At 68.1% G+C, this 13,458-nt stretch carries 13 protein-coding genes and 1 pseudogene; 6 read left to right on the forward strand and 8 right to left on the reverse strand.

What is annotated here, in order from left to right:
• Positions 1–73 precede the first annotated feature (73 nt).
• On the forward strand, positions 74–499 hold the full coding sequence (locus FXO19_RS19800) for a type II toxin-antitoxin system VapB family antitoxin (RefSeq protein WP_425481451.1): 426 nt from the start codon (positions 74–76) through the stop codon (positions 497–499).
• A 142-nt stretch (positions 500–641) separates the two neighbouring features.
• Here FXO19_RS19800 and FXO19_RS05555 read toward each other — a convergent pair whose 3' ends face one another.
• Complete coding sequence (locus tag FXO19_RS05555) at positions 642–2,354, reverse strand: sulfatase family protein (protein WP_187775644.1); 1,713 nt, start codon at positions 2,352–2,354, stop codon at positions 642–644.
• 146 nt (positions 2,355–2,500) lie between these two features.
• Between FXO19_RS05555 and FXO19_RS05560 the strand changes: the two genes are divergently transcribed.
• Entirely contained in the window at positions 2,501–3,448 is a 948-nt protein-coding gene (locus tag FXO19_RS05560) for a bifunctional helix-turn-helix transcriptional regulator/GNAT family N-acetyltransferase (protein WP_149194080.1), read from the forward strand.
• 97 nt (positions 3,449–3,545) lie between these two features.
• Here FXO19_RS05560 and FXO19_RS05565 read toward each other — a convergent pair whose 3' ends face one another.
• The 4 genes and pseudogenes from FXO19_RS05565 to FXO19_RS05580 form a co-directional block, all read right to left on the reverse strand.
• Positions 3,546–4,439: a cyclase family protein gene (locus FXO19_RS05565; protein ID WP_149194081.1), complete on the reverse strand. Its 894-nt coding sequence runs from the start codon at positions 4,437–4,439 to the stop codon at positions 3,546–3,548.
• A 194-nt stretch (positions 4,440–4,633) separates the two neighbouring features.
• A pseudogene (locus FXO19_RS05570) lies at positions 4,634–5,232 on the reverse strand (glutathione S-transferase family protein).
• 176 nt (positions 5,233–5,408) lie between these two features.
• The gene (locus tag FXO19_RS05575; RefSeq protein WP_149194082.1) at positions 5,409–6,326 is read right to left on the reverse strand and encodes a DMT family transporter; all 918 of its coding nucleotides are present in this window, start codon (positions 6,324–6,326) and stop codon (positions 5,409–5,411) included.
• Entirely contained in the window at positions 6,307–6,678 is a 372-nt protein-coding gene (locus FXO19_RS05580; RefSeq protein WP_255516307.1) for a cupin domain-containing protein, read from the reverse strand. Before FXO19_RS05580 ends, FXO19_RS05575 begins: the two co-directional genes overlap by 20 nt.
• Positions 6,679–6,779: 101 nt before the next feature.
• Here FXO19_RS05580 and FXO19_RS05585 point away from each other — a divergent pair, with 101 nt between their 5' ends.
• The 4 genes from FXO19_RS05585 to FXO19_RS19160 all read left to right on the forward strand — a co-directional run bounded on the left by FXO19_RS05585 (position 6,780) and on the right by FXO19_RS19160 (position 10,491).
• Positions 6,780–7,664, forward strand: a complete 885-nt coding sequence (locus FXO19_RS05585) for a LysR substrate-binding domain-containing protein (protein WP_149194083.1) — start codon at positions 6,780–6,782, stop codon at positions 7,662–7,664.
• A 285-nt stretch (positions 7,665–7,949) separates the two neighbouring features.
• Positions 7,950–8,177, forward strand: coding sequence for an RNA-binding S4 domain-containing protein (locus FXO19_RS05590; RefSeq protein ID WP_149194084.1), 228 nt, complete (start codon positions 7,950–7,952; stop codon positions 8,175–8,177).
• Complete coding sequence (locus tag FXO19_RS05595; protein ID WP_149194085.1) at positions 8,174–8,731, forward strand: LemA family protein; 558 nt, start codon at positions 8,174–8,176, stop codon at positions 8,729–8,731. The genes FXO19_RS05590 and FXO19_RS05595 overlap by 4 nt, the downstream gene beginning before the upstream one ends.
• Positions 8,728–10,491 (forward strand): DUF2207 domain-containing protein, encoded by a 1,764-nt coding sequence (locus tag FXO19_RS19160; RefSeq protein ID WP_187775645.1) that lies wholly within the window; start codon positions 8,728–8,730, stop codon positions 10,489–10,491. Before FXO19_RS05595 ends, FXO19_RS19160 begins: the two co-directional genes overlap by 4 nt.
• A 411-nt stretch (positions 10,492–10,902) precedes the next feature.
• Here the strand turns inward: FXO19_RS19160 and fabF are convergent, their stop codons facing one another.
• The 3 genes from fabF to fabG form a co-directional block, all read right to left on the reverse strand.
• A complete protein-coding gene (fabF, locus tag FXO19_RS05605) occupies positions 10,903–12,141 on the reverse strand; it encodes a beta-ketoacyl-ACP synthase II (protein ID WP_149194086.1) in 1,239 nt (412 codons plus the stop codon).
• A 182-nt stretch (positions 12,142–12,323) separates the two neighbouring features.
• Positions 12,324–12,563, reverse strand: a complete 240-nt coding sequence (gene acpP, locus FXO19_RS05610; protein ID WP_149194087.1) for an acyl carrier protein — start codon at positions 12,561–12,563, stop codon at positions 12,324–12,326.
• A gap of 117 nt (positions 12,564–12,680) precedes the next feature.
• Entirely contained in the window at positions 12,681–13,424 is a 744-nt protein-coding gene (fabG, locus tag FXO19_RS05615) for a 3-oxoacyl-ACP reductase FabG (RefSeq protein WP_149194088.1), read from the reverse strand.
• Positions 13,425–13,458 lie beyond the last annotated feature (34 nt).

The raw sequence follows: 13,458 nt of genomic DNA on the forward strand, positions 1-13,458 counted from the left end.
ACAGCACATGCACGAAAACAAGCATCATTTGATGCCATTGTCGCCACGACCGACTTTCACGAGGGTCAAGCGCATGCGCACCACACTCGCCCTTGACGATGAACTGGTCGCCAAGGCCCAGCAATTCACCGGTCTGCAGGAAAAATCCGCCTTGGTCCGGGAAGCACTGCGCGCCCTGATCGAGCGCGAGAGCGCTCGTCGCCCTGCGCGTCTTGCGGCAGCGAGCCCGATCTGGCGCCGGTATCTCGCCGGCGACAGCGAGCCGCGTGATCCTCGCAGACACCTCGGTCTGGATCGACCATCTGCGTGCGGGCGACAGGGTGCTGGCGCATCTGCTCGAAACCGGGCAAGTGCTGGCGCATCCCTTCGTGATCGGCGAACTGGAGCTCGACAATTTGCATCAGCGCCAACAGATACTGGAAGCGCTGCACGACCTGCCCTCTGCAATGGTGGCCACCGACGGCAAAGTGCTCGATTTCATCGACCGACAACGGGTTGATGGGACTGGGCATCGGCTATGTGGACGTTCACCTGCTAGCAAGCAGGCAATTGACTCCCGGAACCCGGCTATGGACGCGCGACAAGCGCTTGCATGCCGTCGCCGCCGAACGCCACTGGGCTGCGGAGTTGTAGGCCGATCTTCAGATTGCCCGGTCGACCCGGAACGGCTCGGTCGTCCTCGGCTCGATGGTCTCGTTGTCGTGGTCGTTGTAGGTCAGGAACTTCCTGTGCAGCCTGGCAACGGTGTCGCGGTATTCGGGCAGGTCGATCAGGTTTCTTTCCTGGGCCAGGTCGGTCTCGAGGTCGTACAGCTCCCTCGCACCGTCCTTGTTGTCGACCACGAGCACCAGGCTGCCCTCGCGGATCGCACCTTCATAGGCGTTGCCGCCCTGGTACAGGGCGAACTCGCGCAGGGGCTCACCCTCCGCCTGCCTGCCCGTGAGAATCGGCAGCAATGACACGCTGTCCATGGCCTGGTCGTCCTGCACGTCCTGCCGGGTGAGCTCGTACATGGTCGCCACCCAGTCCTGTCCCATGATCAGCTGGTCGGAAGTCGTGCCGGGCGGGATCACCGAACCGGCCTCGGTGCCGTCGCCCCATTTCGCGATGAACGGAACGCGATGGCCGCCTTCGTAGACGGAGGCCTTGTAGTCGCGCAATGGACCGTTGTTGTCATGCGTCGGATCGCCGTAGTAGGTGATGTGCGGCCACAGCGCGCCGTTGTCGCTGGTGAAGATGATCAGGGTGTCGTCCGCGATTCCTTTTTCCTCCAGCTTCGCCATGATCTTGCCGACCTGCAGGTCGAGTTCGTACAGCACGTCCGAGGTCATGGCGCCGGTCTTGCCGTACACCTGCTCATCGACGGTGCTCGGATCGCCGTCGTAGTCGAACGGCGGCGAATGCGGGACGTGGATCGCCTGCGAGGCGAAATAGACCAGGAACGGCTGGTCCTTGCCGCTCGCCTCGTTCTCTTCCACGTGACGATCGATGAAGTCGACGGCGGCGTTGGTCAAGCGGATGCCCACCTGGCTCGAGTCGTAGTCGACGTCACCCCGCGCCGGCACCTTCGCCGCTTCGACGATTTCCGACAGGCCGTTGCCGCTCACCCGGTAGAACCCGTCGTTCAACAGGCGGGTACTGGCGTTGTCGGCGGGCTTGTCGGGATCGACCGGAACGAACTTGCCGTTCTCGAAATAGGCATAGGGCTCGTGCTGGATGCCGCTGGCCAGTCCGAGCCAGTAGTCGAAGCCATGTTCGTCGAGGCCATCGCCGAATCCGCGGCTGTAGTCCATGGTGTTGAGCTTGTGCTTTTCGCGGATCACGTTTCCGTCGGCGTCGTAGACGTCGCCGCCCAGATGCATCTTGCCGAAGAACGCGGTGCGGTAGCCGGCGTTCTGCAGGATCTCGCCGACGGTGATGTGGCGACCGGCCTCGGTGCGAGCGCCGTTGTGGCTGAAACCCGAACTGGTGTCGACGTCCCAGCTGCCGCCGGCCCGGCCGTTGCGGTAGGGATGGCTGCCGGTGAGCAGGCTGAAGCGCGAGGGCGCGCACAGCGCGGCGGGGGAATGCGCATCGGTGAAGCGCATGCCCTGCCGGGCCAGGCGGTCGAGGTTCGGGGTCGGGACCTTGCCGCCGTACACACCGAGGTCCCCGAAGCCGACGTCGTCGGCCAGGATGAAGACGACGTTGGGCGCCTTGCGCCCGGCCGGCGCGTCGCCGGTCGACTGGGCATGGGCGCCCACCAGCAACAGGCCGGCCAACAACGCCGCAGCCCCGGCGACCGCCCCGGTATTCCTCCGCGCGCGGCTTCTTCCGGGCCCCTGTGCCGCCCGCTGCGCTGCTTGGTTTCGCATCACCCCTCCCAGGACTGAAAACGTTTTCATGCAAGGTTTTTAGGGTACGCATGCTCTTCCGCGGCAGTCAACACTCGCGCCTGCGCGCCCCTAATTTGTTGACTTAGTCAACTATCTGGCGGATCCTCAAAACTGAGGTGATCGCCATGTCGCTGGATCCGACCACCGCGCAGATCGCGGCCGTGCGCGGCTTCAACCGCTACTACATGCAGCGCATCGGCGTGCTGCAGGAGCGCCTGCTCGACAGTCCCCACTCGCTGACCGAAGTGCGCCTGTTGTACGAACTGGCGCACCGCCCCGGCGTGAGCGCGTTCGAACTGGCGACCGACCTCGGGCTCGACCGCGGCTATCTCAGCCGCATGCTTAAGCGCTTCGAGTCCCGCGGCCTGGTCGCCAGGACGAAGTCCACTACCGATGGCCGCCGCCATCATCTGCGGCTGACGCCGACAGGCAGGCGCACCTTCGCACTGCTCGACCGGCGCTCGGCCGGACAGGTCGCGACCCTGCTGGGCGCCTTGGACCCGGATCGGCGCGAGGACGTGCTGGCGGCGATGCGCACCATCCGCGACGGCCTGGAAGGCATCGCGCCAGCCTCGGCGGAAGTCGTCCTGCGCGGCCACCGCCCCGGCGACATCGGCTGGGTGGTGCAGCGCCACGGCGAACTGTACTGCCGCGAATACGGATGGGACGAGCGTTTCGAGGCGCTGGTCGCCGACATCGCCGTGCGCTTCATGCGGAAGTTCGACCCGCGACGCGAGTGCTGCTGGATCGCCGAGCGCGACGGCGAACGCCTCGGCTGCATTTTTCTGGTCGCCGAGAACCGCGCCGAAGCCAGGCTGCGGATGCTGCTGGTGGAGCCGCGCGCGCGCGGCCTTGGACTGGGCCGGCGCCTGGTGGACGAATGCGTGCGTTTCGCGCGTGCGGCCGGCTATCGCCGCATCGTGCTGTGGACCCAGTCCAACCTGCATGCCGCCCGCCACCTCTACGCCGAAGCCGGCTTCCGCAAGACCGCCGAGACGCCGCATGATGACTTCGGCGAAGGCCTGATCGCGGAAACCTGGACGCTCGACCTCTTGCAAGCGAGGAACGGGTGAAGAGGAACGAGGAATGATAGGAGTGAGAAACGAGGAGTGAGAAGTGAGAGAAGGCGCCGCTTCGCTCGTTTCTCGTCTCTGGCCTTTTCCGAGCCCTCTACGGTTGCAGGGTCGCGATCGCACGCACGGGGAAGGTACCGACGCCGGCGAAGCGCGGCGGCAGCGCGCTGAAGCGGAACCCCTCGTCCGGCAGCACCGCCAGGTTGCACAGGTGCTCGACGATGGGGATGTCCGCGCCGAGCAGGATCGTGTGCACCGGACGCGCCTTGCCCAGGGTATCGTCGATGTTCATCGAATCGATGCCGACCAGGCGCACGCCGCAGTCGCGCAGGTACCGCGCCGCATCCTCGGTGAGGAACGGATGTTCGACGGCATAGGCCGGATCGGTCCAGTACCGGTCCCAGCCGGTATGCACCAGCACCGCGCGGCCGCGCAGTTCGCGGCCGCGGAAGTGGCCGGCGTCGATCGCCCGCAGCTCGCGATGGTCGGCGCGCACCACGATCGCCTCCAGATCGGCGAAGGCGTCGGCCGGCATCTGCGCCAGGTCCTTGCCGTCCGGGTAGCGGTGGAACGGACTGTCGACGTAGGTACCGGTGTTGGCGACCATCTCAATGGAAGCGATCTGGAATTCGGTGCCGGGCGCGTAGTGCTCGCGCGAACGTTCGCGGCTGAGGAAATCGCAGATGTGCGGCGCCGGCAGGCCCGGATAGGTGACCGTGCCGTCGGCGATCACGTGGCTGAGCTCGACGATCGCGCGCGGCCGCTCTTCTGCCGGTCGGTTGCGCTTGTGCGCCTCGGTGATGATCCGCTTGTGGAGGATCCGCGCCGGCCCGACCATCAGCAGGCGCAGGTCGCGCACGATGTAGTCGACCAGTGCGGCATCGTCGATGTCGTCGTCGTCGATGTCGAGGCGAAAGCCCTGCCCCTGGATACCGCCGCCGTTGGTGAACTCGATCTCGAAATCGAACTCCACGCGATGCTGTGCCGTCATGCCCTTCCTGCTCCTGTTCGTCGAATCGGTCGCCGCCACGCAGGGCGCATGTTTGAGCATCGCCATGCCCGCAGCGAGAGCTGTACAGCCCGCAGGGCTGGTCGCCCATGAATACGTCAGGTCGTCGATGATCGACGCCCCTGGATTCCCGCCTTCGCGGGAATGACGAGCACAGGACGCCGCCGGCAACGCCACTAGGGCATGGCGACATGGCCGGGCTGCCGGCCGACCCGTTCCAGCCAGCCCGTCACCGCGGGAAAACGGCCGAGGTCGAATCCGCCTTCGTGCGCGACGTGCGTGTACGCGTACAGTGCGATGTCGGCGATCGTGTAGCGTCCACCCACGAAGAACGCGCGCCCCGACAGGTGCGTTTCCATGACCGCGAGTGCCGCGTATCCGGGTGCGATCTTCGCCTGCAGCGCGGCCTCGTGCGTCTGCGGCCGCCCGAGATAGCGGATGATGTAGCGCGCAACGGCGATATTGGGCTCGTGGCTGTACTGTTCGAAGAACAGCCACTGCAGGACTTGCGCCCGCGGCAGGCGGTCACCGGGCAGCAGGTGCGTGCCGTCGGCCAGATAGGCCAGGATGGCATTGGATTCCGGCAGATGGACGCCTCCTTCGATTTCCAGCAGGGGAATCCTGCCGCCGGGATTCCTGGCGAGAACTCCGGCGTACGGGTCTGCCCCGCAAGAACGTCGACGTGCACCCATTCGTACGGAAGATCGAGCAGCGCCAGCAGCAGCCTGACCTTGTAGCAGTTCCCGGAAAGCGCGTCGCCGTAGACCTTCAACATTTCGCATCACCAGTGGGTTCCCCGAGCCACACCCGACGTGGCTGCACTCGCCGTCGCCACAGCGCAGGCCGGATCCGGTTGCTTGCATCAGAATGGTCCCGTCCGCGATCTGCATCGCGGCGTCTACCACGCGATGCGATGTCCGTCGCGCCGTTCGTGACTGCGCTCCGCCATGCTCATCCCGCCTTCCGCTGGCTCAGGGCCACGCTGCCCAGGATCAGGGCACCGGCCACGGCCATCGACCAGGTCAGCGGCTCGCCGAGCAGCATCCAGGCCCAGGCGACGCCGAACAGCGGCACCAGGTACGTCACGCCGACCGCGCGTGCGCTGCCGATGCGCTGGATCAACCGATAGAACATCACGAAGGCGACGCCGGTGCAGAGCACGCCCAGTGCCGCCGCCGACAGCCATGAGGCGACGGGGATCGCCTGCCGCGGCCATTGCGCGATCGCCAGCGGCAGGATCAGCAAGGCGGCGCACGACAGCGTGGCCGCCGCCACCGCGGCCGGCGGCAACCCGGTCAGCTGCCGCCGCACCATGTTTGCGCCGATGCCGTACAGGAACGCCGCCAGCGTGCCGGCGGCGACCGCCCAGCCGATGCTGGCGCCGGCGGTCTTGCCGGCCGCCAGCACCAGCACGCCGGCAAAACCCGCCATCAGCGCGACCGCGCTGCGGGTGCCGATGCGCTCGCCGAAGAACAGGAACCCGACCAGCACGGTGAACAGCACCGCCATGCTGTTGGTGATCGCGCCGATGCCCGCGGGCGCATGGCGCGCCGCCCAGGCGAACAGCACGAACGGCAGCGCGGAATTGATCGCGCCGATCAATGCCAGCTTCGGCCACATCGCCCGCGGAAACGATCCGCGCGCGCGCCACAGGAACGGCAGCAGCACCAGCGCGCCGAGGCCGAGCCGCATCTCCACCAGCGGCACCGCGCCGAAGTCCGGCGCGGCCACCCGCATGAACAGGAACGAGGCGCCCCAGATCGCACCCAGCAGCGACAGTTCCAGCGGCGTGAGCCAGTCGCTGGCGACCCGCGCGCGCGGATCCGCCGCGGCGCCGGCGCCCAGGGCGTTACAGGAGTCGTGCCGCATAGGAGATGTCCTCGGGGCGGAACGGTTGCGGATCGATCACCAGCAGGGTGCCGTGGCTGCCGGCGGCAACCCCGTGCACGGTGCCCGCGGGGACCAGGTACAGTTCGCCGGCGTCCACGGTCACCGCCCTGCCCTCGACCTCGAGCAGCATGCGTCCGTCGACCACCAGCAGGGCCTCGTCATGCGCGTGGACTTCGTCGGCATAGGCCTGCGTGTCCATCCGCAGCACCTTCAGCCGCGCCCCGGCGATGGCGGCGAACGCGGTGGATTTCCAGGGCCGCGGCAGGTCGGCCGCGATGTCGGGCAGAACGAACGGGGTTGCGGCCGTTTCCGGCGTCGGCTGGATCATCATTGCGGCGGTTCCGGCAGTCGTCTGACTTGCATTGTCGGCTTTGCCAAAACAGGCGCAAGCGCGTACTTTCAGCGGCAGGCACAAACCAGACTTGTGGCTCCATGAAGACCCGAACGGACTGGCTGCCGGCCCTGGCGGCGTTCGAATCGGCGGCCCGGCACCAGAACTTCGCCCATGCCGCCGAAGAGCTGCACCTGACCGCCAGCGCGGTCAGCCACCACGTGCGCAAGCTGGAGGCGCGGATGGGCATGGCGCTGTTCCAGCGCCATGCGCGCGGGGTGTCGCTGACCGCCGAGGGCCGCCAGCTGGCCGACGCCGCCGGCAGCGCGATCACCGACATCGACAGTGTGGTGCACGACCTACGCAGCCGTCGCGACGATCGCCAACTGGTCCGCCTGACCACCCTGCACTCGCTCACCAGCAGCTGGATCACGCCGCGACTGCCCGCCTTCGCCGCCGCGCATCCCGACATCCGCCTGCACATCGATACCGAGATCGCGCTGACCCGGTTCGACGACGGCGGACCCGACCTCGGCATCCGCCACGGTCCCGGCCACTGGCCGGGGCTGGTGGCGCGGCGCCTGATGGGCGAGACCATGTTCCCGGTCGCCGCCCCCACCCTGCCCGGCGTCGACCGGATCCGCTCCGCCAACGACATCGTCGACCTGCCGCTGATCGCCGACAACACGCGCCAGGGTTGGCACGACTGGTTCCGGCACGCGGACTGCCATGGCGCCCGCGTCGACGCGCGCTACGTCTTCAGCGACAGCACCGATGTGCTGGAAGCCGCGGCGCAGGGGCTCGGCGTCGGCCTGGCGCGCCAGCGCATCGTCGCGCCGTGGCTGAAATCCGGACGTCTGCGGCAGCTGCCGGGGCCCGAACTCATGGGCCGCTTCGGCTACTACATCGTCCATCCCGCCCACCGCCGCCTGCGCCCGGCCGCGCAGATCTTCATCGACTGGCTGCTGGCGCAGCCGCTCGACTGAGCCCGGGCATTGCCGCTGGAAATACCGGCATTCGCTTGCCATGCCCGTTGTCCTGGTAGGAGGGGCTTCAGCCCCGACCACGCTCGGACGAGTAGAAAATGCTTTCTGCCGTTGTTTCCCTTCGCAACGCGCGGCGGCGCGTTCATCATGGTCACCGCCGATGCGTCTGCCTGGCGCGGTCGAGGCTGAAGCCCCTCCTACAGGGGGAGGCGGAGGGAGTGAACATCGATACCGCCGGGCGCGGACTGCGCTAGTCTCGTGCGGACATCTCCCGCCAGGTCCGCCATGTCCCGCATCGACTTCCAACTCGACCGCAGCCACGTCGAGCTCAACCAGCTGCTGAAACTGAGCGGCCTCTGCGACAGCGGCGGCGCCGGCAAGGCGCTGGTCGCGGCCGGCGAGGTGCGCGTCGACGGCGTCGTCGAGACGCGCAAGACCTGCAAGATCCGCGCCGGCCAGGTGGTCGCGGTCGGCGACGCCGAGATCCACGTGTTGCCGGAAGAAGCGCCATGACCCTGACCGCAGTGCTCGTCGCACTGGCGCTGGCGGTGCTGGCGTGGGCCGTATTCGCCTACAACCGGCTGGTACGGCTGCGCAACCAGGTGCGTGCCGCCTGGGCCGACATCGACGTGCAGCTGATCCGCCGCCACGACCTGGTGCCGCAGCTGGTGTCGGCGGTGCGCGCCTATGCCGGCCACGAAGCGGCGGTGCTGGAAGCGGTGACGGAACTGCGTGCGCAGGCGCTGACCCAGACCGCACCGTCAAAGCTCGGCGAGCTGGAGTCGGCGCTGGAACAGGGCATCGGCCGCCTGCTGGTGTTGAAGGAAGCCTACCCCGAGCTCAAGGCCAGCGAGAACTTCGCGCAGTTGCAGCGCGACCTGGTGGACGTGGAACAACATCTGCAATACGCGCGGCGTTTCTACAACGGTGCGGTCCGCGACTACAACGACGCGACCCAGCGTGTTCCCGATATGGCGATTGCGCGCGGCTTCGGGTTCGCACCGGCGGAGTTCTTCCAGACCGGCGCGGACGAGCGCACGGCACCGGCGGTGGAACTGCCGCGATGACCAGGTTGCTGGCGCTGCTGGCGCTGATCGCGGCGTTCGCCTGCGCCATGCCGCTGGCCGCGCAGGACACGGAAGCGGCATCGTCCGCCGGCGAACGCATCCTCGCCTACGACAGCGAGGTCGAGGTCCACGAAGACGGCGGCCTGGAGATCACCGAGCGCATCCGCGTGCGCGCCGAAGGCAGTAATATTCGCCGCGGCATCTATCGCGACTTCCCCACCCGCTATCGCGACCGCGTCGGCAACCGGGTGGTGGTGGACTTCGAGGTGCTGGAGGTGCTGCGCGACGGCACGCCGGAGCCCTGGTTCACCGAGCGCCGCGCCAATGGCGTACGCGTCAACACCGGCAATGACGACTTCCTGCCGGTGCCGGCCGTCTACACCTACACCCTGCGCTACCGCACCACCCGCCAGCTCGGTTTCTTCGACGACCACGACGAGCTGTATTGGAACGCGATCGGCCACGGCTGGGCATTCGCAATCGACGCCGGCAGCGTCGAGGTACGCTTGCCGCAGCCGGTCGCGGAAGCGGACATGACCATCGCCGGATACACCGGCCCGCAGGGCGCGCGCGGCCAAGACGTCCGCGGCACGCTGCCGGCGCCGGGCGTGGCGCGCTGGACCCTCACCGGGCCGCTGGCGCCGGGCGAGGGCCTGACGATCGTGCTGGAGTTCCCCAAGGGCGTCGTTGCCGAGCCGTCGCGCACGCAGCAGCTGCTGTGGTTGCTCAACGACAACCGCGGCCTGCTGCTGGGCCTGGCCGGCCTGCTGGCGCTGCTGGGCTACTGCGTGGTGCGCTGGCGCCGGATCGGGCGCGATCCGGCCGCGGGCACGGTCATCGTCCGCTACGAACCACCCGCCGGCTACTCCCCCGCCGGGCTGCGCTACATGAGGCGCATGGCCCACGACAGCCGCGCGTTCACCGCCGACCTACTGGCCTGCGCGGTGGAGGGCGCGGTGGTGATCCATCGCGACAAGGGCCTGCTGAGCGACAGCTGGCGTGTCGAACGCACGGCCGATCCCGGACAGGCGCCACCCGAGCGCATCGCCCTGCTGCAGAAGCTGCTGCCGCGGATTGGCGCATCGCTGGAAATGCGAAACAGCAATGCCAGCACTTTTCAGGCGGCGATGCACGAGCACGCAACACGGCTGAAGCAGCGTTTCCAGCCGGCGCTGTTCGAACGCAACGGCGGCAGCATCGCCATCGCGGTGTTGATCATGGTGGCGTCGCTGGCAGCGGCCTTCGCGCTCGGCATCGGCACCGGATCGGGCGTGCTGCTGCTGATCCCGGTGGCGGCCGCCATGCTGGTGACGGTGATCGTGTTCGCCATCGTCATCGCGGCGCCGACCGTGGACGGGCGACGGCTGCTGGACGAGATCGAGGGCTTCCGTCGCTATCTGCAAGTCGCCGAACAACAGGACCTGCAGCAGCTGCAGGCGCCCGGGACCGCGGAACCGGAATTGGACGCAGGCCGCTTCGAGCACCTGCTGCCGTACGCGGTGGCGCTCGACGTGGAGGACGCCTGGACCAAAAAGTTCACCCTCACCGTCGGCACCGCGGCGGCCGCTGCGACCACCGCATCGATTGCCTGGTACCGCGGTGGCGGCGTCAGCGATCTCGGCAGCCTGACCAAGGCGGTCGGCAGCAGCCTGAGCTCGCAGATCGCCTCCTCGTCGACCCCGCCCGGCAGTGCCTCCGGCGGCGGTGGCGGCGGCTTCTCGGGCGGCGGCGGCGGTGGCGGCGGAGGCGGCGGACGCTAGCCGCGCATCCGGCCGGCCGCGCGGTACTGCGGATCGCGTCACCTGCACAAAGCCCGCGCCCGTGTCGAGGCGTTTCCTGCCTGTCACTGGACTTGCCCCCCCTCATCTGCGCCGCATCGCCAGCCGGGCTGCGCGGGAACAGCGAACGGCCCTCAGGCATCGAGAACGTCGACGGGACGGTCATGTCCGGCCGATCTGGCAGACGCAGCGAGAAGGGCATCGTTGTGCGGCTCGCCTCCGTAGGCGCGCGTCATGCGCGCGATGCCGCGGGTGTATCCGGTCGCGGTCGTCGGCGACCCGACGCGAACCGGAAGGCGCGCCGGTGGCCGGAATCGCGCGTCGGCGAAATGCCCGCGGCATCGCGCGCATGGCGCGCTCCTACGGAGGGCCGCGCGAAGCGGCCTGCCCGGATCAGACGCGTTTGAAGATCAGCGTGCCGTTGGTCCCGCCGAAGCCGAACGAGTTCGACATCGCCACGTCGACCTTCGCCTCGCGCGCCGTGTGCGGAACGTAGTCGAGGTCGCAGCCTTCCGACGGGTTGTCGAGATTGATGGTTGGCGGCAGCACGCCGGTGTGCAGCGCCATGATCGAGAACACCGCCTCCACCCCGCCGGCGGCGCCGAGCAGGTGCCCGGTCATCGACTTGGTGGAACTGACGGCGGTCTTGTAGGCGTGCTCGCCGAGCGCGGTCTTCACCGCCATGGTCTCGGCCAGGTCGCCGGCCGGGGTCGAGGTGCCGTGGGCGTTGATGTAGCCGATGCGCTCGACGTCGATGCCGGCATCGGCGATCGCGTGGCGCATGCAGCGTGCGGCACCGTCGCCGTTCTCGCTCGGCGCGGTCATGTGGAAGGCGTCGCCGCTCATGCCGAACCCGGTCAGTTCGGCGTAGATGCGCGCGCCGCGTGCCTTGGCGCGCTCGTATTCCTCCAGCACCAGGATGCCGGCGCCATCGCCCATCACGAAGCCGTCGCGGCCGACGTCCCACGGACGCGAGGCCTTCGTCGGCTCGTCGTTGCTGGTCGACAGCGCCTTCATCGCACAGAAGCCGCCGAGCGAGGTCGGCGTGGTCGCGTATTCCGCGCCGCCGGCGATCATCGCGTCGGCGTCGCCGTACTGGATCATGCGCATCGCCAGGCCGATGTTGTGGGTGGCCGTGGTGCAGGCCGTCACCGCGGCGATGTTCGGGCCCTGGGCGCCGGTCATGATCGAGACCTGGCCGGCGATCATGTTGATGATGGTGCTGGGCACGTAGAACGGCGAGACCTTGCGCGGTCCGCCGTCGTGGTACTTGATGGTGGTTTCCTCGATGCCCTTCAGGCCGCCGATGCCGGCGCCGATCGCCACGCCGATGCGGTCGGCTTCGGCCTCGGGAATCTCCAGGCCCGCGTCGGCGATCGCCATCAGCGACGCGGCGACGCCGTAGTGCACGAAGGGATCCATCTTCTTGACGTCCTTTGGCGCGATCCACGCGGTGGGATCGAAATCCTTCACCTCGCCGGCGATCCGCGTCGCGAACGCGGACGCGTCGAAATGGGTGATCGGCCCGATGCCGGAACGGCCGTTGACGATCCCGTCCCAGCTCAATGCCAGATCGTTGCCGAGCGGCGACAGGATGCCCAGACCGGTAATGACCACGCGTCGCTTGGACATTGAACTACTCCTCATTCGGTTCGTTGCGCATGCCATCGCGTCGGCGATGCCGCGCCGGAAACGCACGAGGCCGCGTCTGCGGCCCCGTGTCTGTCACCGCCGCGCGCGCGCCGGAAACCGGAGCGGTCGCGGCCTGGACGGCGGCGCGGCCCTGCGGGCGGCGCCATCGTCGCAGAACGCCGTTACGATTTGACGTGGGCCTTGATGTAGTCGATGGCCTGCTGCACCGAGGTGATCTTCTCGGCTTCCTCGTCCGGGATCTCGCACTCGAACTCTTCCTCGAGCGCCATCACCAGCTCCACGGTATCCAGCGAATCGGCACCGAGATCGTCGACGAAGGAAGCGCTCGGGCTGACCTCCTCTTCCTTGACGCCCAGTTGTTCGATCACGATTTTCTTGACGCGCTCTTCGATGCTGCTCATATAGGTCTCGCTCCGGGGAAGGCCCTGACGGCCGCCTAGTTTAAGGGAAAGCCGGGCAATCGGCGATCGACGCCGAAGCCCGTTTCGGTTCAAGGGCTTGCAGCCCCTGGGAAAGCGTTACGGCATGTACATGCCGCCATTCACGTGCAGGGTCTCGCCGGTGATGTAGGCGGCGGCGGGACCGGCGAGGAAGACCACCGCGCGGGCGATGTCGGCCGGATCGCCCAGCCGCCCCAGCGCGATCTGGCCGACCAGCGCCTGCTTCGAGGCCTCCGGCAGGTCGCGGGTCATGTCGGTGGCGATGAAACCGGGCGCGACCACGTTGACGGTCACCCCGCGCGAGCCGACCTCCCTGGCCAGCGATTTGCTGAAGCCGATGATCCCGGCCTTGGCGGCGGCGTAGTTGGCCTGGCCGGGGTTGCCGGTCACGCCGACCACCGAGGCGATGTTGATGATGCGGCCCTTGCGCGCCTTCATCATGCCGCGCATCGTCGCCTTGCAGGTGCGGTAGACGCTGCTGAGATTGGTGTCGAGGATCGCCTGCCAGTCCTCGTCCTTCATCCGCATCAGCAGGTTGTCGCGGGTGATGCCGGCGTTGTTGACCAGGATGCCGATCGTGCCGAACTCCTTGCCGATCGCGTCGATCAGCGCCTCGACTGCGGCGCCGTCGACCACGTCGAGCACCCGCCCATGCCCGCCCGCGGCGGCCAGCCGCTCGCCTATCGCGCGCGCCCCGGCCTCGGTGGTGGCGGTGCCGACCACGGTCGCGCCCTGCGCGGCCAGTTCGTCGGCGATCGCTGCGCCGATGCCGCGGCTGGCGCCGGTGACCAGGGCGATCTCGCCTTGCAATGGTTGTGTCATGTGTTTGCTCCCAACAGCGGTGCTTTGCCGCGGA

Source organism: Luteimonas suaedae, assembly GCF_008312895.1.
In the GTDB taxonomy this organism is placed as follows: domain Bacteria; phylum Pseudomonadota; class Gammaproteobacteria; order Xanthomonadales; family Xanthomonadaceae; genus Luteimonas; species Luteimonas suaedae.